Raw genomic sequence first — 25105 nt, 5'->3', positions numbered from 1 at the left:
TATAGCTGACAACGTATTTCAGGACGAGACAGAAAAACGAAAAAGGGCCTCGCAAACAGCGAGGCCCTTTCCCTATGCAATAGATCGGTTGATGATAAGGCTTAGAAGCCCATACCGCCCATACCGCCCATACCGCCCATGCCACCCATGTCAGGCGCGCCACCGGCAGATTTCTCTTCCGGTTTTTCAGCGATCATGCATTCGGTGGTGATCAGCAGGCCAGCGACCGATGCTGCGTCCTGCAGAGCAGTACGAACAACTTTGGCCGGATCGATGATGCCAGCTTTGACCAGATTGGTGTATTCACCTTTCTGCGCGTCAAAGCCGAATTCAACGTCGTCCTGCTCAAGCAGTTTGCCGGCAACAACAGCACCGTCAACGCCAGCGTTCTGGGCAATCTGACGAACCGGAGCCTGGAGCGCGCGACGAACGATGTCGACACCGATGGTCTGGTCGTGGTTTTCGCCTTCAACGCCTTCAAGAGCGCGGGTTGCGTACAGCAGAGCCGTACCACCACCAGCAACAATGCCTTCTTCAACAGCTGCACGGGTTGCATGCAGTGCATCGTCGACACGGTCTTTGCGTTCTTTCACTTCGATTTCGCTTGCGCCACCGATTTTGATAACGGCAACACCGCCAGCGAGTTTCGCCAGACGTTCCTGCAGTTTCTCACGGTCATAATCGGAAGTGGTTTCTTCGATCTGAGCACGGATCTGGCCAACGCGGGCTTCGATCTGAGCTTTCTCACCGGCACCATCAATGATGGTGGTTTCTTCTTTGGTGATGGTGATCGCTTTGGCGGTACCGAGCATGTCCAGCGTAACGGTTTCAAGTTTGATACCGAGATCTTCGGAAACAACCTGGCCACCGGTAAGGACGGCGATGTCTTCGAGCATGGCTTTACGACGGTCACCGAAGCCCGGTGCTTTAACAGCAGCGATTTTCAGGCCACCGCGCAGCTTGTTGACAACCAAGGTTGCCAATGCTTCGCCTTCGACATCTTCAGCAATGATCAGAAGCGGTTTGCCCGACTGAACGACAGCTTCCAGAAGCGGCAGCATCGGCTGCAACGAGGAAACTTTTTTATCGAACAGGAGAACATACGGGCTGTCGAGTTCGGCAATCATTTTTTCCGGGTTGGTCACGAAGTAAGGTGACAGGTAACCACGGTCAAACTGCATGCCTTCGACAACGTCGAGTTCAGTGTGCAGGCCTTTGGCTTCTTCGACGGTGATAACACCTTCGTTGCCAACTTTTTCCATGGCTTCAGCGATCATATCGCCGACTTCACGGTCACCGTTAGCCGAGATATTGCCGACCTGTGCAATTTCGTCTTTGCCCGAAACTTTACGAGCGCGACTTTTGATCGCTTCGATAACTTTACCGGTCGCAAGATCAATACCGCGTTTCAGGTCCATCGGGTTCATGCCGGCAGCAACAGATTTGTTGCCTTCACGAACAATTGCCTGCGCCAGAACAGTTGCAGTGGTCGTGCCATCACCAGCCATATCGGCGGTTTTTGACGCAACTTCACGCAACATCTGTGCGCCCATGTTTTCGAACCGGTCAGACAGTTCGATTTCTTTGGCAACAGTAACACCGTCTTTGGTCACGCGCGGTGCGCCAAAGGATTTTTCGATGACGACGTTACGGCCTTTCGGGCCGAGTGTCACTTTAACGGCATCAGCAAGGATGTCGACACCGCGCAACATCTTGGCGCGGGCGTCGGTCGAGAATTTTACTTCTTTAGCCATAATATTCTTTCCTCTCTATGAGACGGATGAACCTGGACCTAAGTCACCCAAAGGGCTGACTTATTCCATGATGCCCATAATGTCGGACTCTTTCATGATCAACAGCTCTTCGCCGTCAACCTTGACTTCGGTGCCCGACCATTTGCCAAACAGGACTTTGTCGCCTGCTTTGACGTCAAGGGCTACAACCGAACCGTCTTCTTTACGAACACCAGAACCGACAGCGATGATTTCGCCTTCCTGCGGTTTTTCTTTGGCGGTATCAGGAATAATGATGCCACCGGCAGTCTTGGTGTCGGATTCGACACGACGTACCAGCACACGATCATGTAGCGGACGGAACTTCATTTTCGACAACTCCGTTAAAAACTAGGGCTCAATTTTTCAAAACTAACCGGGATGAGCCCGTATTAGCACTCACCCCAGGCGAGTGCTAACAGCATGTATTGAATCCATCTGTTTTTGTCAACAGAAGACAACGCAAAAATGCAAAAATGTCATGATTTCAGCGATGCTCTCGCGTTTACGAGAAAAATAAGGCACCAACTATCGGTATCGGCCAGATCGCCGCAAAAAAGATCCATATGCCTATCACGGCGCAGCCCCCGCAACAAAGGACATTATTGTGGCAATGTCGTGCCCCTTGTCAGGCAATACGATCACATTTGCCGACCTGAATTACCAATAATACCAATGCCACTGACCACCACGAGTGCACCATTTCTTAAACGTTTGGTTTGGCATCAGGACCTAATCATCGGCAGGGACAAAATAGCGATCAAACAGGCCCGGCTCGTCAAAATGGCGACGCCCGACGAACGCCGTGGCGTGATGCCCCCATTGTCGCATCGCACCGGGCTTTTCAATCCCCATCGGCCACAAAACAATCCATTCTGCGCGGTCTGTTCCGGGCACGAACCCGCTGTCGCTGTATAGACTACCGACACCGCTGCCATCCTGATATGGCAACCGGGTCAACAACCGTTCCGGTTCAAGTGCCGCCAAAACCGACCCCCTATCTTTGCCGGCGTCACCCGCGGCCGTAATCGCAAGCACATAATGACTGACTGCATCGATCCACACGACCGGATGACGGACCTGCGCGGCAGTCAGATAACCGGCTGGCATTTCAGCCGTTTCACGAATATCGCCATCCTCGGGAGCTTTGATTCGAAACAGTCCGCTTGATGGGAAAAACAAATGATAGCAACCGCACGCATGAATGCTGTCATGCATCAACGGCACGCCATCGGCCCCCAATGTCACCCGCCAGATGATCCCGTCAAAATGCCCCGCAAGAATATCAAACATCCCTTTTGCCGGACGCGACGGGAACCAAATCGTATAGATAATCTGGGGCAACCACTGTCCGTCAAATCGGGTATGCGACAACCGATAGAAAATTACCGGCGTTTCAACATCAACATCGGCCTGTTGCCCAGCCCCCGGCAAAACGGGCATTCCGACCCTGTCATTGCTATCCTGCGTCTTAATGCGAAACACCGGCGCATATTTCTGTGCAAGCAATCGAAGCTGAATGGCATCCGGGCGTGACTGACCAAAGGCATCCTTGGGAATCTCCCCCTTATCTCGGCCAGCGATGCCTGCCACATCGGTAGCGTCCTTATCCATAACGCGATAATCGATCCAATCGCCCGCTCGCCACAGCTGATCCGCGGACCAATGGAAACTTGGGAAATTATCTTCTTTCCAAGTTTCGTATCCGAAATGCGCGAGGATAGCACTTAGGGGATAGAAACCGGCAATTCGTTGAAAATCACGATAATCATCAGGGACAAAAACGGCACGTGACAAATCCGCAAATGAGCTCGGCATCAAACCATCGGCAAGTTGATTGGCACATTCTTCGGCCCTTGCCGCTTCCTGGTCCAAAGAATCAGGCATTCTGGCTGCTATGCTAGTGCGTGTCTCACGATCAAGGCCTCGCATCTGTGCGATCCAGTCCCGCCAAAGATCCACACGATCGGCAACACCATCGTCATCCCCGTCCAGCCGCTTTTTAAGCATTACAGAATTACGGTTGGCACGTAAAAAGCGATATCCCGCGACCGGCGACGTTTCCGCATCCACAATCCCAAGATCATCAGCGTGCTGATCAAATTGTGCCAACACATCCAAACATGATGCTTCCTTGAATGCCGATATTTCTGACGTCGCACACCCAGCAAGCAGAAGCACCGGCAAGACGACCTTTATAATCCTGTAATTCGTCATCGGCTCCCACCACAGCAAACGCATGTGAATTTGTACCCCAGCCATACCTATGGAAACACAATTGGCACAGAACCACAAAATACTTCTTGAAATAAGGATAGCTGTAACTATACTTATGGATAGCTACCCAGAGGTAAAATGGCACATACAAACAAATGACACCGAAAAAAACCTTTTGGGCTGTAGTCCTGATGCTTGGCTTCGCGCTCTCACAGCCGATACAGGTCAAAGCACAACAAGAAACAGATTGCCCAAAACGCATTGGTGCCTTGGGGGAAAATTTTCTTTCCACGCATGCAATCAAGATTATCAAAGACGTTTATCAGAAGCTTGGCTGCACGTTGCAAGTTTTGCTGTTCCCCGGACGGCGCAGCTTCGTGCAATTTAACAGCGGCGCTGTTGACGGTGAATTATATCGCCTGCCGATCGGAACGATCAATTACACCCGCCCATATGTTGCTTCTGAAGTGCCGCTATTTACAATCACCAACAGCCTTTGGGAAGCACCCGCGATAACGAATGAATCCGCCGCATCAATCGGCTATACGATGGGGGTTTCCTGGCAAAAAATCTTTTTGGATACGCACCAAATTCCCGGTATCGCCTATCGCAATGGTACAGACCTTATAAACGATTATCACAAGGGTCATGTTACACGATTTTTGGCCGAAGACAGCAATGTACGCGCGTCTATCGCGGCGGGAATGTTTAAAGACAACAACATCCCAATCCGCAAGGAAGTCATCAAAACAGGCGAACTCAGCCATTATTTGGGTGCAGAATTCACCCCTTTCATGAAACGCTTTTCAGCCTATCTGATCGCACATAAACCGTTCGCACAGTTTGACAGCCAATAGTCAAAACGATAATTGATTTCCCGCCGTCACAATCCTGTGCAAGGATTGCCTGCTGATCCGAAACCAAGGTGCAATCCATGAAGTTTGAATCGCTGGAAATCCCTGAAGTCAAACTAATCTTCCCAAAAAAGTTCGAAGATGACAGGGGTTTTTTCTCGGAAACCTATAACAGGGTTACATACGAAAAAGCCGGCATTAACCAAACCTTTGTGCAGGACAACCATTCCCTTTCGCGCGACGCTGGTGTCCTTCGCGGGCTGCATTTCCAACGCCCCCCCTTTGCCCAAGACAAACTTGTCAGCGTTCTGCGGGGCAAAATATATGATGTTGCAGTCGATATCCGCGCTGGATCGCCAAGTTTCGGGAAATGGGTTTCGACCATCATCAGCGCATCAGACTGGAAACAGATCTACATTCCCAAAGGCTTCGCCCATGGCTTTCTGACCCTCGAACCCGACACCGAGGTAACCTATAAGGTCAGCAACCCCTATGCGCCCGAAACCGAAGGTGCCATTTTGTGGAACGATCCAACTCTCGATATTGACTGGCCAATTGACGAAAGCCTGATCATACTTTCGCAAAAGGACGCGAATGCGCCCCCTTTCAACGATTATGCCAACACCCCCGCCTTGTAGTCCGGCTCAACCTCTACGTCTTAAATCTGGCCATAGGTCCGAAGGGTCATTTCCAGATATGCGCGATATGAACTTGCACCAAACCCGTCGATCAGCTTTTCGAAATGCGCAACATCGATCAACCCCAAACGCAATGCAATTTCTTCGGGGCAAGCGATCTTAAGGCTCTGGCGGTTTTCAACCGTCCTGACAAAATCGGCGGCATCAAGCATCGCCCCATGAGTGCCGGTATCAAGCCAGGCATAGCCGCGCCCCATCTTTTCAACCTGAAGCTGGCCTTTTTTCAAATAGGCGTTATTGACATCGGTGATTTCAATTTCGCCACGCGCAGACGGCTTTAATGACTTGGCAATATCGACAACTTGCTGGTCATAGAAATACAGCCCCGTCACCGCAAAATTCGATTTCGGCTGCTTTGGTTTTTCTTCGATATCAAGCGCCAGCCCCGCCCGATCAAACTCGACAACACCATAGCGTTCCGGGTCCTGAACATAATAGGCAAAAACCGTCGCCCCGGCTGTTTGGCGCATGGCACTGGCCAACAATTGTGTAAGGCCGTGCCCGAAATAGATATTATCCCCAAGAATCAAACAGCACGGATCACCGGCAATAAAATCCGCCCCGACAATAAACGCATCGGCCAATCCGCGCGGCTCATCCTGAACCGCATATTCGATGCTAAGACCCCACTTACGACCATCGCCAAGCAATTCCTTAAACAACGGAACATCACGTGGGGTGCTGATCAACAGGATTTCCCTAATCCCCGCCAACATCAACGTTGTCAGCGGGTAATAAACCATGGGCTTGTCATAAACCGGCAGCAATTGCTTTGACACAACAGTGGTCGATGGATGTAAACGCGACCCGGTTCCACCGGCAAGAATGATGCCTTTACGCATTGTTTTCGCCCTCGCCAAGTTGATCCAAACAGGCCCCAAGACTTTCCGCCAGATCAGGCAGCCCAAACCCGAATGTATCAGTAAATTTCTGTGACGACATAACGGAATAGCCCGGTCGTTTTGCAACCGTCGGAAATGCATCCGACGATACCGGCCTGATTTCACATTCGTTTCCGGCCCAATCTGCCCCAAATCGTTCAACCGCAGCCCGATGGATATGAATCGCAAAATCAAACCAGGTCATGGGGCTGCCGGACACCAGATGATAAGTTCCAAATCCCGCAAATGTTTTTTCAAGGACACTGGGCACCAAGCGCAATACCGCGCCCGCCAAATCGACCGAGGATGTCGGACATCCGGTTTGATCGTTTACAATCGTCAAGACATCACGCTGCACCATCAGGCTCAGCATGGTCTTGACGAAATTTTTGCCAAACGGACTATAGACCCAGGACGTGCGAAAAATCAGGTGTCTTGCTGTTGCGGCCCGAACCGCATCTTCACCGGCAAGCTTGCTTGTCCCATAAACGCCAAGCGGTGCGACCGGATCATTTTCGCGATAAGGATGTTGTGATGTTCCATCAAAAATATAGTCGGTTGAAAAATGGATCAGGGGCGCGTTTAATTCTTCACATGCCTGCGCCATCGCGCGAACGGCATCACGATTGATCAAAAATGCCTGTTCGATATCGCTTTCAGCCTGATCTACCGCTGTATAAGCAGCGGCATTGATCACAATATCCGGGCGACAATCCAAAATGGCACGTCCGATTGCACCAAGGTCGGATAAATCACATTTGCGTCGATCCAGAAACGTTAGCTCGATATCGGGAAAATCCCTGGCACAAAGCATCAAACTTCGTCCCAATTGGCCATTTCCCCCGAAAACAAGTGCCTTGATCATTTCAATCCCGCCGTTCCCAACCGTTCTCCGGCATATTTGTTTTTCAGGATCGGCTCCCACCATTCCCGGTTGGACAAATACCATTTCACGGTCTGTTCAAGACCGCTTTCAAAACTGTGTTGCGGCTCCCATCGCAGTTCGTCACGCATCTTCGAGGGATCAATGGCATAACGCCAATCATGTCCGGGGCGATCCGTCACAAAGCGTACCTGCGCATCAAATGTACTTTGCGACACGGACGGTTCCAACCGCTTCACGGTTTCGAAAATCTTGCGAACAACGTCAAGATTGGCGACTTCATTACATCCGCCGACATTGTATTTCTCACCAATACGGCCATTGATCAGGATGGTAAAAAGCGCCTCGGCATGATCTTCAACATGAAGCCAATCGCGTGTATTTTTCCCGTCGCCATATACTGGCAATTCCTGGCCGTGAAGGGCATTTAAGATCATCAACGGGATCAGCTTTTCAGGAAACTGAAACGGCCCGTAATTGTTCGAACAATTACTGATGATAACCGGCAGGCCATAAGTATGATGCCATGCTCGCACCAAATGATCCGAACTGGCCTTGCTAGCCGAATAAGGTGAATTGGGCGCATAGGGCGTGTTTTCAGTAAACAATCCCTCATCACCCAGCGAACCATAGACTTCATCCGTCGAGATATGATGAAACCGGAATGATTTCTGACGGTCTTTCGGAAGCCCGTTGAAATAATCACGCGTCACTTCCAACAGCGTAAAAGTCCCAACAATATTGGTCTGAATAAATTCCGCCGGACCATCAATCGACCGATCAACATGACTTTCGGCCGCCAGATGCATCACCGCATCGGGCTGAAAATCATCAAACACCTTTGCGACGGCAACCCGGTTACAGATATCTTCCTTCACAAACCGATAGTTCGGACGCGATGAAACACTTTCAACAGTACGCAAATCGGCGGCATAGGTCAGTTTATCAAGGTTCAGAACCTCGACTTTTTTCTGCCCGGCCAAAAGCCGACAAACCGCCGACCCGATAAAACCTGCGCCACCGGTAACTATCAGTTTCATTACACCTCACGCCTATTATTTTATTCCGGCAATTAACATAACGAAACCATGCTCGACCGTCATCGCATTTGGCAGGCCAAGACGACGCACATACAAGATAAATGGTCTTAATGATCGTTCAGGGCCAATGAAATACGATCAGCTAATTGGTCTATCGCCTGTGTCATTGCAACAACAATAGCACCAGTATCCACACCAACCGCTTTGACTGAAAAACGGGCATAATCTGTCGTCGCGGTTCGACGGCCTCCGTCTTCGCTGATCGACCAACGTGCGCCTAAAAGACACAAACCATCCTCGCGTATTTCAAAGGTATCGACATCAATCCTCACCTTTTGCGCAGCAGCTAAAACCGGCTTGGATGAAGTAACGCGAAAATCTGGCTGCCTTTTGGCCAATGCTGCTGTCAGGGCACGGGTCATACCAACCGATAACCGTTCCCCCCATCGCGCGAGCGGATCCGCAACCAGTTCATTGTCGCCTTTACGGACCAAAATATCACGACTATCTTGAAAATCAGGTACAGAAACCGGCTCCACCTCAATTATTGGTAGTCCGGTTTCATCGCGCATTACCGGTGTGACATCTGATGGATAACCCAACAGGTAAATACGTGGTGCGACACTCGCACACCCTCCCAACGCCATAAAGACGGCAATCGTCGCAATGGCAGGTAAACGCCAACGATTTCTCAGCATCCGCATCAACGTCCTCCTCTCCCGGTCAGGATTGCACCGGGATTGCGCTCTATCTCACTGGCAAACCCGCGCAACGAACTTGCCGAAGCCGCCAGATCCCGTATCGCAGCTTCCAGATCGGCGCGCATTTGTGAACGCGGATCGGTCAGGCTATTGACGGAACTCATCAGTGTTTCAGCCTGCCCAATCGCCCGATTTGCCGATTCCAGCGTTTGGTCAAGTGCAGGACCACTTTTATCAAGCTGCATCTGACCGGTAGCAATCAATCGGTCAATATTTTTCAACGTTCGGCTGACATCTGTCTGCAACACACTCACAGCCTCGTTTGCCATAATCACAGCTTGCCGCGCGGCATCCGAAGTTGCCCGCAGACTGCTCGCGCTCGGCCCGATTTCCTTATTCAGATTCGCGGACAGCACCTCAAGCGATTCCAACGTCCGTACAGCCCTTTCGGCCAGACTGCGCAACGGAAGATCCGAAAACTGTTCTTTGATATTCTGAAATTCGGATGGCAGCGTGGGAATTTCCGGTGCCCCCATATCGGTTCCATCCAGATAGGCCTGCGTATTAGGCTTCATATCCAATTCCACAGCGAACTGTCCGGTCACCAGACTTTGCGCCGTCAGTTGTGCCCGCAACCCTGCCTCAACCAGCTTTTCAACATCCACGGGCATATCAGCATCTGCATTACTGCTCATGGTGACCCCGTCTTCTTCGAGTTCAATGAAAACCGGCACCGTGGCGGTTAGTTCGTCAGAATTGATTTGCAGCGATATAGACCGAACAGAACCGACTCTCATGCCACGAAAAGTAACAGGCGCACCAATCTGCAAACCTGCAACCGAACCTTGAAAAAACACGACTGCACGGGATTTGTTTGCAAACAAGGACCTGCCACCAAACAAAAGAATGGCAACAACGACCAGTATGATCGCACCCAGAACGAAGCCACCAACAAGTGCGGATCTATTTACGGCCATCCTGATGTCCTCCCGTGTTTTCCACTGTCGTCATGCGTTCGCGGTTCATAAAGGCACGAACGGTTGGATGGTCACATGTCTCAAGCAATTCGCGGGGTGATCCATGCGCAACCGGCTGACGTGTATCCGCATCAAGGAATATCCCCGCATCGGCAATTGACAACAGACTGGGCAATTCATGACTGACCAAAATGATCGTCGCCCCAAGCCCGTCCCGCAAATCTAGGATCAGATCATCCAGCCGCTTGGACGTAATCGGGTCCAGCCCCCCCGATGGTTCGTCAAAAAACAAGATTTCAGGATCAAGCGCCAGCGCACGTGCCAGCCCTGCGCGTTTACGCATACCACCACTCAGGTCTGCGGGCATCACATCGGCCGCCGGGCCAAGCCCAACCAATGCCAGTTTCAACCGGACAAGCATATTGATTGATGCTTCATTCAAGCTGGTGAACATGCGCAGCGGCAAAGCAACATTTTCCGCGACACTTAACGAACTCCACAATCCGCCGCTCTGAAACAGGACACCAAACTCCCGACCGATCTCGCTCCGTCTTTCGGCCGACACGCCCCAATAATTCTCGCCTGCGAATTGCACAGAACCCGTTACAGGTCGCAGCAACCCAATCAAGGATTTTAACAAGGTGCTTTTGCCACAGCCACTTCCGCCCATAACAGCAAAAATCGATCCGCGAGCAACATTGAACGATACATTACGCTGGATGACGTTTGATCCGTATGCCAGCGTCAGGTCAGATACTTCGAGTCTAATCGGTTGTGTTTGTCTTGCCATCGCTTAGAACCCCACCGCATTGGCGCAGATCGCAAAGATCGCATCCACGGCAATCACCCCGACAATCCCGATCACCACAGCACTGGTCGCAGCACGCCCGACATCCGCAGCACTGCGCCCAGCTTGCAACCCGATCCGGCAACCAACAATCGCCACCAAGGCACCGAAAACGATGCTTTTGCCAAAACCGAACAGAAATTGAGAACCCGAAATTGCCAGCCTGATCTGTTCGAAAAAGGCCGTCGGTGTCAGGTCAAGCATGCCGACCGCAACAGTCAATCCGCCCAAAATTCCAATTGCACAGCCATAAAGATACAATAGCGGCATCATCGCCGTCAGTGCCAGAACACGCGGCAGAATCAAATAATCGCGCACGGGAATGCCGATCACATTCAATGCATCAATTTCTTCGTTACTTTGCATAGTTGCAATATGTGCAGCATAGGCCCCACCAGTACGCCCGGCCATGACAATTCCGGTCATAACCGCCGCCATTTCACGCACAACGGCAATCCCGACCAGATTGGCGACAAAAATTTCGGCCCCGAACCGGCTTAACTGCACCGCGCCGACAAAAGCCAGAATTCCACCAACCAAGAAATTGACAATGGTAACAATTGGCAAAGCCAAACTACCGGCATCCAGAATGCAATCCAACAGATCGACCGCGCGCATCTTTAACTGTCCGCGCAAACCGACCACGCTGCCTAGCAAGACGTCGCCAAAAAATTCGATCCCCCCAAATATTTTGCCCCCCAGACCAATCACCCATCCGCCAAGCTGGTGACTTAAAGATGAATTATCGGCAGGAACAGCAACGTCGATTTCATTGGCACTTGCCAATGCCAGCAATCGTCGGGCCGACGCTGGCAAGGCGGCATCATCAAACACCATATCTCGGACCGCCGCACCGGAACGCAATTCCCACAAAAAGGCGATCAATCCGCTGTCCCAGCGGCCCACGTCTTTGACATCGAAGGAAATTTTTTCTGCCGTGTCTGCATCATGACCAAGAATATGATCAGCTGCCCCAACAGACATGCCGCCTTCCCGTGCGATCCAGTCACCGGAAATAACAACAACAACCTGTCCGTTTTCACGATGCATTGTCCAGCGATGAGCACCGAGATTTTCAGTCTGGCTATTCTCGGATACTTCTTTGTGGCGATCCTGCATCATATCCCACGATACAAATTCAAGGACACCAACGTTCCCGCAGGACTTCGAACCTTGCCAAAACCCCGAACACTTTCAGATACCGAATTAATCATAGCCCTCATTTCGAATGCGCCAGCAAAATACCAACCTTAGCAAAGCATTGCGCGATTCAGGGCCCAAGTGCAACATCGAGTTGCAGCCTAAACCCCAAATATGAGCTGACTATTCGGTATTGAAAATTAAAACGATTCTGAAACTAAAAATAGATAGTTCCACCAAAAGGCACTTTTTCAACAAAGCCGCCACAAGATAATCACGGCACGCATAAAGCACCGCAACAAATTTCCAGCAACACTCGTTTTCAGCGTCTGAAAATATGCGCTTATTCCACCGTCACCGATTTGGCAAGGTTCCGGGGCTGATCCACATCCGTGCCCTTATGCACTGCCACATGATAGGCCAGCATCTGAACCGGGATTGTATACAGGATTGGTGCCACGAAATCCGCGACCTTCGGTAACTCGACCGTTGCGGACGCGATATCGCCAAGCTTCGCAAGGCCCTGCGCATCTGACAGGAAAATCACCCGGCCACCGCGTGCCGCAGCTTCCTGCATATTTGATGCGGTTTTTTCAAAAAGCTCGTCGGACGGTGCAATCACGATGATCGGAACTGATTGATCAATCAGGGCAATCGGGCCGTGCTTCATTTCGCCCGCAGCATAACCTTCGGCATGGATATAGGAAATTTCCTTAAGCTTCAGCGCACCTTCCATGGCAATCGGATAGCCAAGGCCACGCCCAATATAAAGCACGTCACGCGCATCGGCGATATTGATCGCCAATTCACGGATCGCGTCGTCGTGATGCAGAACTTCGGCAGCGTGTTTAGGCAGCTCGGTTAGCGCATTTACGATCGCGGCTTCTTCGTCCTTGGAAAGAGTACCATTATCGCGGCCAATCGTCACAGCAAGACAGGCCAGCACGGTCAGTTGTGTCGTGAATGCCTTGGTCGATGCCACACCGATTTCCGGCCCGGCATAGGTCAGCAACACCGCATCGCTTTCACGTGCAATCGTGCTTTCTGCAACATTCACAATTGATACGATCTTCTGGCCCTTGGATTTGGCATAACGCAGGGCTGCCAAGGTATCGAGCGTCTCGCCCGATTGGGAAATAAACAGCGCAACGCCCCCTTTCGGAAGCGGTGGGCGGCGATAACGGAATTCCGATGCGATATCGACGTCAACGCCAAGCCCGGCATAACGTTCGATCCAATGCTTGGCCACCATTCCGGCATAGAACGATGTACCGCACGCAACAATCGTCAAACGGCTAACATCGTCAAAGGAAAACGGCATTTCGGGCAATTTGATCGTGCGCGTTGCCGGATTGATAAAGGCATGCAGCGTATCGCCGATCACGGCTGGCTGTTCAAAGATTTCTTTCTGCATGAAATGGTTATAGTTGCCCTTACCCATCATAGCACCCGAAACCGCCGACAGCTTGGTTTCGCGGGTAACGTCATTATCATGCTCGTCACGAACCTGAACGCCTTCACGGGTCAGTTCGACCCAATCGCCTTCTTCAAGGTAAATAAGCTTATTGGTCAGATGCGACAATGCCATCGCGTCAGAACCAAGATACATTTCACCCTCGCCCAGACCAACCGCAAGCGGTGTTCCGCGCCGTGCACCAAAAATCACATCGTGATGCCCGGCAATCATGATCACCAGCGCAAAGGCACCTTCGATCCGATGCAGGGTGGCGGCAACGGCTTCGCGCGGGGTTTTGCCCTGATCTAGGAAATCAGACACCAGATGCACGACAACCTCGGTATCGGTATCAGTGGCAAACGAACGGCCTTTGGCCGATAGCTCCGCCTTGATTTCCTGATAGTTTTCGATGATCCCGTTATGCACAACAGCAACCTTGCCATCGGTATGGGGATGCGCATTGTTTTCGGTCGGCACACCGTGGGTCGCCCAGCGGGTATGACCAATACCGACATCACCGGCAAGCGGTTGTTCAACAAGACGGTTGGCAAGATTGATCAGCTTTCCCTCGGCCCGACGGCGTTCAATATCACCGTTCACAAGGGTCGCAATCCCGGCACTATCATACCCGCGATATTCAAGGCGCTTCAGCCCTTCAAGAATACGGTCGCTGACGCTGTCTTTGCCGATAATGCCAATAATGCCGCACATGTTGCTTTGTCTTTCCCAGTCGAAATTTTTCAAATTGCGCCGGGCCCGGGCCCACCACGCAAATTCCTGTTACTTGCCCAAAAGGGCCTTCATCTTTTCACGAAACAGCCGCGCCCAGCCGGCTTTATCGATCCTTGGCGCGCGTTCAATCACCAATGCATCGGCCTCGACCGTACCGGTAATCGTGCTGCCAGCCCCAATAATCGCGCCATCACCAATTTTAACCGGTGCGACCAAGGCCGAATTCGACCCGACAAAAGCCCCTGCCCCGATATCGGTATGGTATTTACGATATCCGTCATAATTGCACGTGATCGTTCCAGCGCCGATATTGGCCTTCGCCCCAACCCGGGCATCGCCGATATAGCTCAGGTGATTGACCTTCGCTCCATCCTCGACCACGGATTTTTTGATTTCAACAAAGTTGCCAACCCGCGCACCAACACCAATTTCCGCCCCCGGCCGCAGACGGGCATAGGGACCGATATCGGCATTATTGGCCACCACACAGCTTTCGAGATGGCTAAACGCCTTGATCATCACATCGTCACCAACGGTGACACCGGGACCAAACACCACATGCGGTTCGACAATCACATCGCGGCCCAGTTTAGTATCAGATGAAAAAAACACCGACATCGGATCAATCAGCGTCGCACCATTTTCCATAGCAGCCTCGCGCAAGCGTTCCTGCATGATGGCCTCGGCCACGGCAAGCTGGCTGCGTGAATTAACGCCAAGCGTCTCGTCTTCATCAACCTCAACCGCAACACAGCTTTGGCCTGCTGCACAGGCAACCTCGACCGCATCTGTCAGGTAATATTCCCCCTTAGCATTCTGATTATCGATTGCCGAAAGGGTTTCAATCATGGTTTCAGCCCGGAAACACATCACGCCGGAATTGCAGAAATTAATCGCACGCTGCGCGTCACTGCATTCTTTATCTTCGACAATCGCAATCAATCCGCCATGATTGGGATCAGTGATCAAACGACCATAACCGGTCGGATCATCCGGGCAAAAACCCAAAACCGCCACGGCGTGATCCCCGGCTTCACGCGCATTCACAAGTCGCTTCAGGGTTTCTGCGGTAAATAGCGGGCTGTCAGCATAAAGAACCAGCACATTACCGGTTAAACCAATCAAGGCGTCTTTGGCGGCAAGAACGGCATGTGCCGTACCAAGACGATCTGTTTGCTCAAACGTCGAATACGGGGAAACACTGGCAATCAGTTGGGGCATATCAGGCCCCACAACCACCATGGTTTTGGCCGTATTTAGTTTGCCCGCCGTATCAATCACATGATTGACCATCGGCTTGCCAGCAACCTTATGCATGACCTTGGGAAGTGCGCTTTTCATCCGCGTTCCCATACCCGCAGCCAGAACCACAACACTTAATTCACGCGACATGCCTTAACCCTGTTTTGCCATGCGTTGCACGGCGTCCCCTTTAATCACGGTACGGATTGCATGCCCGATACCGCCACAATCGATATAAAGCAACTCCTAACCCATAATCCCCAAAGGCAAAAGCCCCGAAAGAATCACGTTTTGTTACTTGCTGTTAGCAGATGTTACCGTTTGTTAATGGCATCATTTCGGTTAAGGTCCGATAAACCGCATCCCGTTTTCAAAGGCAGTCTTGCAAAATGGCAAAATTCATCCTGTTCGACCTTGATGGCACCCTGATTGACGGGGTTGATGATTTGCTATTTGCGATGAATGATTTGCTGGCTGCCCACGACCTGCCACCACTGATACGGCACGAACTGGAAGCCATGCTGGGCGATGGTACAAAAATGCTAACCATGCGCGCCTTTTCCGCACGCGGCGTTGAACTCAGCGCCGCCTCCCTTGATAAGCTGAACATCGATTTCAATCAGCGTTATGTTGCAACCAAATACGCCCAGACCCACCTGTTTGCCAATACCGAAACCACCCTTCGCAAACTCTCATCTGATGGCTGGATCATTGGTTTGGCATCAAACAAGCCGACAGCCCCTTGCGAACGTATTCTTGATCTTCTGGGCATTTCGAATTTGTTTTCGGTCGTTGCGGGTGGTGATGCTACATCGGTCAAAAAGCCCGATGGTGGCCACCTTCGCTTTGCCCTTGATCAGATTGGCTATGACCGGGTGAATGGCGATATTGCCATAATGGTTGGCGACCATGCCAATGATATCAATGCCGCCCGCGACTTTGGCATTTTGGCCATTGCGGTCGCCTTTGAAGTCGATGCTACACGTGCCAAAAGTCTTGGCGCCGATGCGGTTGTTACGGCCTTTGAAACCCTGCCTGACGCAATAGAAAAAATCATCAAACAGGCGGCTTGACACCCTGGGAACGTCTGCTTATAACCCCGCGCTACCGACGGAAAAACACGCACCCAACCGGGCCGCACATTCCGCATTCGGGCGTATAGCTCAGCTGGTTAGAGCGTTCCCTTCACACGGGAGAGGTCACAAGTTCGAATCTTGTTACGCCCACCATTCTCCTGCAAAGTTAGCTTCCCCATAAAATTTTCCAGCGACGATAATTTTTCGTATTTATTTGCCTGAGGATTCCAGACAGAACCGGCCAGCAACTTCTTGCCAGCCGGTTCTGAAGTTAGAATAACTTTAATAGCTTGCCTTTGCGCCTAATGGCTATCCTTCGGAATCTCCTTGCCGCGATGGCCGACAAGGAAGTCGAAATCAGCCCCCTTATCCGCGCCAATCACGCTTTTATAGTAAAGCGATGCATAGCCGCTGATCGGCACCGGGACCGAAATTTTCCACTTGTCCAGACGGGCCTTTAGCTCCGCATCACTAATATCAAGGTGCAATTTGCGGTTGGGCACATCAAGTTCGATCACGTCGCCATTTTGCACGACCGCAAGCGGCCCACCGGCGGCGGCCTCGGGCGAAGTATGCAAAACAACCGTACCATAGGCCGTGCCGCTCATGCGGGCATCTGAAATACGGACCATATCCGTAATCCCCTTGCGCAACACTTTGGGTGGCAGGCCCATGTTGCCGACCTCGGCCATACCGGGATAGCCTTTCGGCCCACAGTTTTTTAAAACCATGATGCAGTTTTCGTCGATATCAAGGCTTTCATCATTGATCTTGGCCTTGTAGTCGTCGATATCCTCAAACACCACAGCTCGCCCGCGATGGGTCATCAGGGCCGGGGTTGCCGCCGACGGTTTTAAAACCGCACCATTGGGCGCCAGATTGCCTTTCACAACGGCAATGCCACCGCTTTGGGTCAGGGCCTTTTCGAACGGACGAATGACATCATCATTCCAGTTCTTCACATCCTTGACCTGATCCCACATGGTCTCGCCCGAAACGGTCAGCGCGTCGTTATGCAGCTTGCCGGCCTCGCCCAGCGCCTTAATTACAACCGGCAAACCGCCAGCATAGAAAAACTCTTCCATCAGGTATTTTCCCGATGGTTGCAAATTGACAACCGTTGGAATATCGCGTCCCAAACGGTCCCAGTCATCAAGTGTCAGGTCAATACCAACCCGGCCTGCAATCGCCAGCAAATGGATCACCGCATTGGTAGAGCCACCAATCGCGCCATTAACCCGGATCGCATTTTCAAACGCGTCCCTGGTCATCACATCGGATGGTTTCAGGTCATCCTTGACCATCTGAACAATGCGACGGCCCGTGATATGCGCCATCACACGACGGCGGCTATCGACTGCGGGGATCGCGGCATTGCCCGAAAGCGCCATGCCCAATGCCTCGGCCATGCTGGCCATAGTTGATGCAGTCCCCATCGTGTTGCACGAACCGGGTGACCGCGACATGGCGATTTCAGCTTCAAGGAAGTCTTCGGTGCTGATTTTGCCCGCCTTGCGGTCCTCGGAAAGCTGCCAAAGTGACGTACCTGAACCAATGTCCTGACCACGCCATTTGCCGTTCAACATTGGCCCACCGGTTACAACAATCGCCGGAATATCAACACTGGCCGCCCCCATCAAAAGAGCCGGGGTGGTTTTATCGCAGCCAACCATCAGAACAACACCGTCAAGCGGGGTTCCGCGCAACGCTTCCTCGACATCCATGGCCGCCAAGTTGCGGAACATCATCGCCGTCGGGCGCAGCGTGCTTTCCCCGGCTGAAAAAACCGGGAATTCAAGCGGCAAGCCACCGGCTTCGTAAATGCCATGTTTGACCCGATCCGCCAGATCGCGCAGATGCGCGTTACACGGCGTTAACTGTGACCAGGTATTGCAAATCCCAATCACCGGACGACCATCAAACAGATCAGAAGGCAAGCCCTGGTTCTTCATCCAGCTGCGGTGATAGATATTGTCCTTGCTGGTTCCGCCGAACCAACCTTCTTGCGACCGTAATACACGCGGCCAGGCTGCTGGTTTGAACTTTGTCATGCCCGTTTTCCTTTTTAACTTTTTATCGAGACGGGTCCGATCCCGTGCAAGGTAGTCCCTTGCACGCGGGCCTTTGAACGACACGGTTTCAGAGTTGCCATGCGGGGGCAACCAATCCAGATTGAAACCCTGCCGTTCATCGTCTGCATATTGTTACGCTTTGTTCTTATTATAGACGTCAAAGATCACCGCGGCGAGCAACACCAAGCCCTTGATGACTTGCTGCCAATCGATACCGACACCAATAATCGACATGCCGTTATTCATGACGCCCATGATCAAGGCGCCAACCACCGCACCGATCACCTTGCCAACCCCGCCCGACATCGACGCACCGCCGATAAACACCGCCGCAATCACGTCAAGTTCGAACGCTAACCCCGCTTTGGGCGTGGCCGTATTCAAACGTGCCGCAAACACCAGACCGGCCAAAGCCGCCAGCATGCCCATATTGGCAAAAGTCAAAAATGTAAGACGTTTGGTATTGATGCCCGAAAGCTTGGCTGCCTTTTCATTGCCGCCCAGCGCATAAATGCGACGACCCAGCGTCGTGCTGTTGGTGACGAAGGTAAAGATCGCAATCAAAAGCGCCATGATGATCAGGACGTTCGGCAACCCGCGATAAGTCGATAACAAATAGGTCACAAACAGGATTGCCGCACCGGCAACCGCATGCTTGGCGATGAAAAAGACCATCGGTTCTTCAACATCGGCGAATTTCGCCTGCTTGGCGCGCTGACGCAGTCCAAGAACCGGCAAAATGATCGTAATCGCAAGACCAAGCACCATCGAAAACAGGTTAAAGCGGCCCTCGATCACACCGGCAAAGAAATCAGGCAAAAAGCCCGATGACATTCCCTGAAAGCTATCAGGAAACGGTCCAACCGATGCCCCGCCCAAAAGTGCAAGTGTCAGCCCCTTAAACACAAGCATCCCGGCCAGCGTAACGATAAAGGCCGGAATGCGCCAATAGGCCACCCAGTACCCTTGAATCGCACCGATAATCGCGCCAACGACCAGACAAACCGGGATTGTCACCACAACCGGCATATCCCATTGCACGATCATAACAGCGGCCAGTGCACCGACAAATCCGACAACAGATCCAACCGACAGATCAATATGCCCGCCAACAATCACCAGCAACATGCCAACAGCCATGATGATGATATAGCTGTTTTGCAAAAACAGATTGGTCAGATTGACCGGTTTAAGCATCACACCATCGGTCAAAACCTGGAAAAACCCCAGAATAACGACAAGCGCGACAACCATGCCGTATTCACGTACATGGGTCCGAAGATAATATCCAACCGATTTGGTAGAGTGTTCCGTCATTGTATTCTTCCTTACGCTTTCAGGATCATGCGCATGATTTTTTCCTGGCTTGCGTCATTGGCTGCCAGTTCCCCTTTGATCTCACCTTCGTTCATCACATAGATGCGATCGCACATGCCCAGAAGCTCCGACATCTCCGACGAGATCATGATGACCCCCTTACCATCGGCTGCCAGCTGGTTGATAATTGTATAGATCTCGTATTTCGCACCAACATCGATACCGCGTGTCGGTTCGTCCAAAATCAGGACTTCCGGCCCGGCAAACAGCCATTTAGACAAAACGACTTTTTGCTGATTACCGCCGGAAAGATTGACAACCTTTTGCCCGACACTTGGCGTGCGAATATTGATTTTCTGGCGGTATTCTTCGGCAACGCTACGCTCGGCACCTTCGTTAATGACGCCATGTTCTGCGACCCCGCCAAGATTGGCCAGCGTAATATTGGTGGTGATGCTTTCGTCAAGCACCAGTCCCATTTCCTTGCGATCCTCGGTCACATAGGCAAGCCCAGATGCAATTGCCTTTTCAACGGTTGAAACATCAACCGACTGCCCTTTGATCGTCACATCACCTTTGATATCCGCACCATAGGATTTGCCAAAGATGCTCATGGCAAGTTCGGTGCGCCCGGCCCCCATCAAACCGGCAATACCGACAACTTCGCCTGCTGCCACATTGATATTGACGTTTTTAACAACCTGTCGTTCGGGATGAAGCGGATGGGTCACGGTCCAATTGCGGACTTCCATCAGTTTCGAACCAATTTTCGGGGTCCGTTCAGGATAACGGTGCGCCATATCACGCCCGACCATATCCTTGACGATATCATCCTCGGTGACCTTGCCACCGTGACAATCAAGGGTCGAAATCGCCTTGCCATCACGGATGATCGTGATCCGGTCTGCCACCCGGTTGATCTCATTCAGCTTGTGCGAAATCAGGATCGATGTGATCCCCTGCGCCTTGAATTCCAGCAAAAGATCAAGCAACTTCTGACTGTCATTTTCCTGCAAGCTTGCCGTCGGCTCGTCAAGAATCAGAAGTTTAACCTTTTTCGACAATGCCTTGGCAATTTCAACAAGTTGCTGTTTGCCAACACCGATATTGGTCACCAGTGTCGCCGGATTTTCCCGCAACCCCACCTTGCCCAGCAATTCACCCGTACGTGCGAATGTCGCCGGCCAGTTGATGACACCGTTTTCACTGATCTCATTACCCAGAAAGATGTTCTCGGCAATCGACAACAACGGCACAAGGGCCAGTTCTTGATGAATGATGATAATGCCGCGATCTTCACTGTCGCGGATATTCTTAAATTGCTGCACACCCCCGTCATAAAGGATGTCGCCTTCATAGGTGCCGATTGGATAAACACCACTCAGCACCTTCATCAGGGTCGATTTTCCCGCCCCGTTTTCACCGCAAAGCGCGTGAATTTCACCACGTTCCACTTTGAGGCTAACATCGTCCAGCGCCTTCACCCCCGGAAAGGTTTTGGTGATGCTGCGCATTTCCAGGATGGTATCCATCCGGTCCTCCCACTGCCGTTGCTTTTGCAACGGCCTTATTCTCGGCCGCGATCTCGTTTTCATGCGGCAATCGGGTTGCCAACAGACGCAAGAAAAAGGCGGGCTTGCAAATCAGAGCGAGCCCGCCCCATCATAATAATCAGATCAGCAGATTACTTAACTTCGTCCTTGGTGTAGTAACCCGATCCCAACAGAATTTCTTCCCAGTTGGATTTGTCGACCATGACCGGCTCTAACAGGTAGGACGGTACAATTTTGACACCGTTGTCATAGGTTTTGGTGTCATTGATGGTCGGTTCTTTACCAGCAAGAACACTGTCGACCATCGAAACGGTCACACGTGCCAATTCACGGGTATCTTTGAAAATGGTGGAATACTGTTCACCAGCCAGGATCGATTTGACCGACTGCAATTCGGCGTCCTGACCTGAAACGACCGGCATTTTCATATCGCCAGAACCATACCCAACGCCCTTAAGCGACGACAGGATACCAATCGACAGCCCGTCATAAGGCGACAGAACGCCATCAATCTGGTCATCGGTGTAATAGGCCGACAACAGGTTATCCATACGCGCCTGTGCAACCGCACCATCCCAACGCAGTGTACCAACCTTGTCCATGCCCATCTGGCCGGATTTGACAACAACAGTGCCTTCGTCGATCAACGGCTGCAGGATCGACATTGCGCCGTTATAAAAGAAATAGGCGTTATTATCGTCAGGTGAACCGCCAAATAGCTCAACATTGAACGGCGGCTCGCCCTGCGCCAAAAGGCCATCAACCAGCGAGCTTGCCTGCTGAACACCGACCTTGAAGTTATCAAAAGTCGAATAATAATCGACATCACCGCTTTCGCGGATCAAACGGTCATAAGCAAAAACCTTGATCCCGGCAGCCTTGGCATTTTCCAGCGCGTTTGACAGCGTGGTACCATCAATAGCCGCAATCACAAGAACGTCGACGCCCTTGACGATCATGTTTTCGATCTGAGAAAGCTGGTTTGGAATATCGTCTTCGGCATATTGCAGATCGGTTTTGTAACCCGCTTCTTCAAACTGCTTGACCATCGAATTGCCATCCGAAATCCAGCGTGCCGAAGATTTGGTAGGCATCGCGATCCCGACATAGCCTTTATCGGCGGCATGTGCATAACCGCCGGAAATCATCGGGCTCATCATTGCGGCCGCGCCAAAGGCGACCCCTGCCATTACGGCACTGAGACGTTTCATGTTTTTCCTCCCTACAAGACGCAGCCTTACAGTCTTTTGCCCGACTTTTCAGGCAACCTGCCTGCATTCGCCGCATCTTTGTTTTTCGTTTGATGTCGCACCCCGTCTTCCCACGAGATACGCGGCCATTATTCCGACGCCAGACATAACAATCAAATAACGAATTTCGAAACTTGCATATCAAAAATGGTATATTAAAATCCTCAGGCAAGGAGGACGATCATGACCGAACCGACCAAAACACTGCCGCTAAGCTCGGCAAAATCATTGCTGTTTCGATCCGGAAACCTTTTCCAGCGCGGCCTTAAGCTTAGCCACCTGCGCATGATTGTCGCGATGGAAGAAACCGGGCAAATCAGCCAGGCTGCCAGCATGCTGCAAACATCGCAACCGGCGGCATCACGCCTGTTATCGGAAATGGAAACAATCCTTGAAGCCCGGCTCTGCGTCCGCGGGTCGCGCGGCATTGAAATGACCAATGCGGGCCGGGCTCTGGCGCGGCGCGCACGCAGCATGTTGATTGAAATCCGCGAGGCAGAACGTGAGATCGAGGATATCAAGCATGGCGGCGGTACGGTTTTCGTTGGCGCGGTTACTGCCGCGGCGGTTGATTTGGTTGTTCCTGCAATCCGCACGGTACAATCGATCAATGCCCTGCTCGAAGCCCATGTATCGATCGGACCATCTCATTCCCTGATCAAGGATTTGCTGGCAGGCGATCATGATTTCGTCATTGGCCGCATCCCCGAAGACATGGACCCGCGTCAATTTAACATCCGTCAAATCCGAAGCGAGAAAATCCGCCTGATGGTGCGCGCCGGGCACCCTTTGTTATCGGAAACCAAACCGGTATCGTTAAACCGATTGTCCCAATTTGAATGGATATTGCCGCCGCCGGGCAACCTGATGCGCCGCACGATCGAGGATGTATTTATCTCGCGCCATTTGTCACTGCCCCATTCCAGTCTGAATTCGGCATCACTTCTGGTAACCCTATCGACCCTGTCGGGCACAGACGCCATCGCCCCCATGGCCGAAGAAGTCACTTCATTGCTAAGCATCGGGGGCATGATCGCCGAACTACCATTTGACGATACCATTGAAATTAAACCCTATAGCCTGATTACCGCACGTGGCCATCGCCTGTCGCCATCAGCACAACTGGTGTCTGACCACATTCTTGCCCGGATAGAAAAACCCAAAGCTGAAACCCCCGCAACAACCCTGCCTGCCTGACCCCGTATCGTTTTGCCCTGCCCGTCAAACCAAATGCAAGTAGCGCAACGACATGTGTTTCGCTTAGGCTGTCTTTGGACCGGGCTTTTAACAAATAAACAACCATACCGATCGGATCGGAATATGCGCTTCGTTTCTACGACCATCTTTGTCGTGATCCTTGCCGGGATTACAGGCAACGGCCATCTTGCCGCGGCACAGGACGGCAATGCCAATACGACCGGCAACGCCCCCTATGTGTTGTTTGATCTGCGCGATGATGTCGTGTGGAACCTGAACCATTATCAAATTCTCGATCCTGACGCAGAAACCATATCCACCCTGATCACCTATGCTGATCAGGGTCCGCTGAACTTCGATCTGGTTTTGCAAAGCATTGTCCTGCCCTATTGCGATGTCCGGTTTGATCCGGCCATTTGCGATGGTCATGGCATTCCGGTCGATTGGTTAAATGATCTGCCCCAAACCCTGTGCATGGAAATCCCCGCCAGCGTCGCCCTTGAACAGGCATCAAAGCTTAAAGACGCAAAATACCTGTGTCTGGAGCCCCGTGAGAATTTGGTTCTTCCGGATAACTGGGAGCATTACTATGACCTGCAAACCTATCTAAGCCAGCGGGTTGAAACCAGCGCCATCACCGTTGCCGATGGGATCGCCATCATTGACATACAGGTCCTGGATGCCATAAACACCCCGCTTTCCATCCTTTCACCAGACGGTTATGGCCCGGTTGAAATTGGCATGACCGACGATCAAATACGCGCGCACATGATCACGCCAATGACGTCAAGCCGCGACGACAACCTGCAAACAGAACAATCCACCTGCTACGACCTGCAACCAGCATCCGGGCCGAACGGACTGGGCTTTATGATACGAGATGGCAAACTGGCACGTATTTCGATCTATGCCGATGAATACGACATCGCCACCAGCCTGATCCGCACCGACCGCGGCATTACCGTCGGCAACACAATCGATGATGTCCGCGCGGCCTATGGCAAGGAATTGATTGATCAGGAAAATGACTATGAGGGCCCCGATAGCCGCTATCTGACATGGTGGACGGACAAGACCGAAACATCGGGCATCCGGTTTGAAACCGGCCCGGATGGTATTGTTTCAGCCATCCATGCCGGTGGCCGTAGCATCACCTTGATTGAAGGCTGCGCCTAGGTGTTGTTTACATTCATTGACAAC

The 25105-nt window shown here is 51.9% G+C and carries 21 protein-coding genes and 1 tRNA gene; 6 read left to right on the top strand and 16 right to left on the bottom strand.

Annotated elements, in window-relative coordinates; genetic code table 11:
* Positions 1–101: 101 nt before the first annotated feature.
* The 3 genes from groL to TALK_RS21090 form a co-directional block, all read right to left on the bottom strand.
* A complete protein-coding gene (gene groL / locus TALK_RS21100; protein ID WP_085621147.1) occupies positions 102–1757 on the bottom strand; it encodes a chaperonin GroEL in 1656 nt (551 codons plus the stop codon).
* A 57-nt stretch (positions 1758–1814) separates the two neighbouring features.
* The gene (gene groES / locus TALK_RS21095; protein ID WP_211274869.1) at positions 1815–2102 is read right to left on the bottom strand and encodes a co-chaperone GroES; all 288 of its coding nucleotides are present in this window, start codon (positions 2100–2102) and stop codon (positions 1815–1817) included.
* A gap of 402 nt (positions 2103–2504) precedes the next feature.
* The gene (locus tag TALK_RS21090; protein WP_139833901.1) at positions 2505–3953 is read right to left on the bottom strand and encodes a hypothetical protein; all 1449 of its coding nucleotides are present in this window, start codon (positions 3951–3953) and stop codon (positions 2505–2507) included.
* Between the two features lie 191 nt (positions 3954–4144).
* On the opposite strand from TALK_RS21090, the gene TALK_RS21085 reads away from it, so the two are divergent.
* Both TALK_RS21085 and rfbC read left to right on the top strand, forming a co-directional pair.
* Positions 4145–4846: a hypothetical protein gene (locus TALK_RS21085; protein WP_085621144.1), complete on the top strand. Its 702-nt coding sequence runs from the start codon at positions 4145–4147 to the stop codon at positions 4844–4846.
* Positions 4847–4923: 77 nt separating this feature from the next.
* Positions 4924–5481, top strand: coding sequence for a dTDP-4-dehydrorhamnose 3,5-epimerase (rfbC, locus tag TALK_RS21080; protein ID WP_085621143.1), 558 nt, complete (start codon positions 4924–4926; stop codon positions 5479–5481).
* 20 nt (positions 5482–5501) lie between these two features.
* Here rfbC and rfbA read toward each other — a convergent pair whose 3' ends face one another.
* The 9 genes from rfbA to glmU all read right to left on the bottom strand — a co-directional run bounded on the left by rfbA (position 5502) and on the right by glmU (position 15590).
* Positions 5502–6383 carry a glucose-1-phosphate thymidylyltransferase RfbA gene (rfbA, locus tag TALK_RS21075; RefSeq protein ID WP_085621142.1) on the bottom strand — a complete coding sequence of 294 codons (882 nt, stop codon included), beginning with the start codon at positions 6381–6383 and terminating at the stop codon, positions 5502–5504.
* The gene (gene rfbD, locus TALK_RS21070; protein WP_085621141.1) at positions 6376–7287 is read right to left on the bottom strand and encodes a dTDP-4-dehydrorhamnose reductase; all 912 of its coding nucleotides are present in this window, start codon (positions 7285–7287) and stop codon (positions 6376–6378) included. The genes rfbA and rfbD overlap by 8 nt, the downstream gene beginning before the upstream one ends.
* Positions 7284–8345 (bottom strand): dTDP-glucose 4,6-dehydratase, encoded by a 1062-nt coding sequence (rfbB, locus tag TALK_RS21065; protein WP_085621140.1) that lies wholly within the window; start codon positions 8343–8345, stop codon positions 7284–7286. The genes rfbD and rfbB overlap by 4 nt, the downstream gene beginning before the upstream one ends.
* Before the next feature lie 107 nt (positions 8346–8452).
* Positions 8453–9049: a PqiC family protein gene (locus TALK_RS21060; RefSeq protein WP_085621139.1), complete on the bottom strand. Its 597-nt coding sequence runs from the start codon at positions 9047–9049 to the stop codon at positions 8453–8455.
* Positions 9049–10023 (bottom strand): MlaD family protein, encoded by a 975-nt coding sequence (locus TALK_RS21055; RefSeq protein WP_085621138.1) that lies wholly within the window; start codon positions 10021–10023, stop codon positions 9049–9051. The genes TALK_RS21060 and TALK_RS21055 overlap by 1 nt, the downstream gene beginning before the upstream one ends.
* Positions 10010–10813, bottom strand: coding sequence for an ABC transporter ATP-binding protein (locus TALK_RS21050; RefSeq protein ID WP_085621137.1), 804 nt, complete (start codon positions 10811–10813; stop codon positions 10010–10012). The genes TALK_RS21055 and TALK_RS21050 overlap by 14 nt, the downstream gene beginning before the upstream one ends.
* Positions 10814–10816: 3 nt before the next feature.
* A complete protein-coding gene (locus TALK_RS21045) occupies positions 10817–11992 on the bottom strand; it encodes an MlaE family ABC transporter permease (protein ID WP_245830069.1) in 1176 nt (391 codons plus the stop codon).
* A 361-nt stretch (positions 11993–12353) separates the two neighbouring features.
* Positions 12354–14177, bottom strand: a complete 1824-nt coding sequence (gene glmS, locus TALK_RS21040) for a glutamine--fructose-6-phosphate transaminase (isomerizing) (protein ID WP_085621136.1) — start codon at positions 14175–14177, stop codon at positions 12354–12356.
* A gap of 69 nt (positions 14178–14246) precedes the next feature.
* Positions 14247–15590, bottom strand: a complete 1344-nt coding sequence (glmU, locus tag TALK_RS21035; RefSeq protein ID WP_085621135.1) for a bifunctional UDP-N-acetylglucosamine diphosphorylase/glucosamine-1-phosphate N-acetyltransferase GlmU — start codon at positions 15588–15590, stop codon at positions 14247–14249.
* A gap of 239 nt (positions 15591–15829) precedes the next feature.
* Between glmU and TALK_RS21030 the strand changes: the two genes are divergently transcribed.
* Entirely contained in the window at positions 15830–16513 is a 684-nt protein-coding gene (locus tag TALK_RS21030) for an HAD family hydrolase (RefSeq protein WP_085621134.1), read from the top strand.
* 79 nt (positions 16514–16592) lie between these two features.
* Positions 16593–16669, top strand: a tRNA-Val gene (locus TALK_RS21025).
* Between the two features lie 149 nt (positions 16670–16818).
* On the opposite strand, the gene araD is transcribed toward TALK_RS21025, so the two are convergent.
* The 4 genes from araD to chvE all read right to left on the bottom strand — a co-directional run bounded on the left by araD (position 16819) and on the right by chvE (position 22669).
* A complete protein-coding gene (gene araD, locus TALK_RS21020; protein ID WP_085621133.1) occupies positions 16819–18567 on the bottom strand; it encodes an L-arabinonate dehydratase in 1749 nt (582 codons plus the stop codon).
* A 153-nt stretch (positions 18568–18720) separates the two neighbouring features.
* The gene (gene mmsB / locus TALK_RS21015; protein WP_085621132.1) at positions 18721–19905 is read right to left on the bottom strand and encodes a multiple monosaccharide ABC transporter permease; all 1185 of its coding nucleotides are present in this window, start codon (positions 19903–19905) and stop codon (positions 18721–18723) included.
* An 11-nt stretch (positions 19906–19916) separates the two neighbouring features.
* Positions 19917–21437 carry a multiple monosaccharide ABC transporter ATP-binding protein gene (gene mmsA, locus TALK_RS21010; RefSeq protein ID WP_085621131.1) on the bottom strand — a complete coding sequence of 507 codons (1521 nt, stop codon included), beginning with the start codon at positions 21435–21437 and terminating at the stop codon, positions 19917–19919.
* Positions 21438–21589: 152 nt separating this feature from the next.
* Positions 21590–22669 carry a multiple monosaccharide ABC transporter substrate-binding protein gene (gene chvE / locus TALK_RS21005; protein ID WP_085621130.1) on the bottom strand — a complete coding sequence of 360 codons (1080 nt, stop codon included), beginning with the start codon at positions 22667–22669 and terminating at the stop codon, positions 21590–21592.
* 222 nt (positions 22670–22891) lie between these two features.
* Between chvE and TALK_RS21000 the strand changes: the two genes are divergently transcribed.
* Together TALK_RS21000 and TALK_RS20995 are read left to right on the top strand one after the other, a co-directional pair.
* The gene (locus tag TALK_RS21000) at positions 22892–23905 is read left to right on the top strand and encodes a LysR family transcriptional regulator (protein ID WP_085621129.1); all 1014 of its coding nucleotides are present in this window, start codon (positions 22892–22894) and stop codon (positions 23903–23905) included.
* A 123-nt stretch (positions 23906–24028) separates the two neighbouring features.
* Positions 24029–25081, top strand: a complete 1053-nt coding sequence (locus tag TALK_RS20995; protein WP_085621128.1) for a hypothetical protein — start codon at positions 24029–24031, stop codon at positions 25079–25081.
* Positions 25082–25105 lie beyond the last annotated feature (24 nt).

Source organism: Thalassospira alkalitolerans, assembly GCF_002115745.1.
In the GTDB taxonomy this organism is placed as follows: Bacteria; Pseudomonadota; Alphaproteobacteria; order Rhodospirillales; family Thalassospiraceae; genus Thalassospira; species Thalassospira alkalitolerans.
Note: the sequence above shows the minus strand (reverse complement) of the source record. Positions and strands in the feature narration are given on the sequence as shown.

What these genes read in the sequence shown, in the direction of transcription:
- TALK_RS21055 (WP_085621138.1), bottom strand. Translation starts at nt 10,023, where the DNA reads ATGGCCGTAAATAGATCCGCACTTGTTGGTGGCTTCGTTCTGGGTGCG.
- chvE (WP_085621130.1), bottom strand. Translation starts at nt 22,669, where the DNA reads ATGAAACGTCTCAGTGCCGTAATGGCAGGGGTCGCCTTTGGCGCGGCC.
- TALK_RS21085 (WP_085621144.1), top strand. Translation starts at nt 4,145, where the DNA reads ATGACACCGAAAAAAACCTTTTGGGCTGTAGTCCTGATGCTTGGCTTC.
- rfbD (WP_085621141.1), bottom strand. Translation starts at nt 7,287, where the DNA reads ATGATCAAGGCACTTGTTTTCGGGGGAAATGGCCAATTGGGACGAAGT.
- TALK_RS21000 (WP_085621129.1), top strand. Translation starts at nt 22,892, where the DNA reads ATGACCGAACCGACCAAAACACTGCCGCTAAGCTCGGCAAAATCATTG.
- TALK_RS21030 (WP_085621134.1), top strand. Translation starts at nt 15,830, where the DNA reads ATGGCAAAATTCATCCTGTTCGACCTTGATGGCACCCTGATTGACGGG.
- mmsA (WP_085621131.1), bottom strand. Translation starts at nt 21,437, where the DNA reads ATGGATACCATCCTGGAAATGCGCAGCATCACCAAAACCTTTCCGGGG.
- glmS (WP_085621136.1), bottom strand. Translation starts at nt 14,177, where the DNA reads ATGTGCGGCATTATTGGCATTATCGGCAAAGACAGCGTCAGCGACCGT.
- araD (WP_085621133.1), bottom strand. Translation starts at nt 18,567, where the DNA reads ATGACAAAGTTCAAACCAGCAGCCTGGCCGCGTGTATTACGGTCGCAA.
- rfbA (WP_085621142.1), bottom strand. Translation starts at nt 6,383, where the DNA reads ATGCGTAAAGGCATCATTCTTGCCGGTGGAACCGGGTCGCGTTTACAT.
- TALK_RS20995 (WP_085621128.1), top strand. Translation starts at nt 24,029, where the DNA reads ATGCGCTTCGTTTCTACGACCATCTTTGTCGTGATCCTTGCCGGGATT.
- mmsB (WP_085621132.1), bottom strand. Translation starts at nt 19,905, where the DNA reads ATGACGGAACACTCTACCAAATCGGTTGGATATTATCTTCGGACCCAT.
- rfbC (WP_085621143.1), top strand. Translation starts at nt 4,924, where the DNA reads ATGAAGTTTGAATCGCTGGAAATCCCTGAAGTCAAACTAATCTTCCCA.
- rfbB (WP_085621140.1), bottom strand. Translation starts at nt 8,345, where the DNA reads ATGAAACTGATAGTTACCGGTGGCGCAGGTTTTATCGGGTCGGCGGTT.
- glmU (WP_085621135.1), bottom strand. Translation starts at nt 15,590, where the DNA reads ATGTCGCGTGAATTAAGTGTTGTGGTTCTGGCTGCGGGTATGGGAACG.
- TALK_RS21045 (WP_245830069.1), bottom strand. Translation starts at nt 11,992, where the DNA reads ATGATGCAGGATCGCCACAAAGAAGTATCCGAGAATAGCCAGACTGAA.
- TALK_RS21050 (WP_085621137.1), bottom strand. Translation starts at nt 10,813, where the DNA reads ATGGCAAGACAAACACAACCGATTAGACTCGAAGTATCTGACCTGACG.
- groES (WP_211274869.1), bottom strand. Translation starts at nt 2,102, where the DNA reads ATGAAGTTCCGTCCGCTACATGATCGTGTGCTGGTACGTCGTGTCGAA.
- TALK_RS21060 (WP_085621139.1), bottom strand. Translation starts at nt 9,049, where the DNA reads ATGCGGATGCTGAGAAATCGTTGGCGTTTACCTGCCATTGCGACGATT.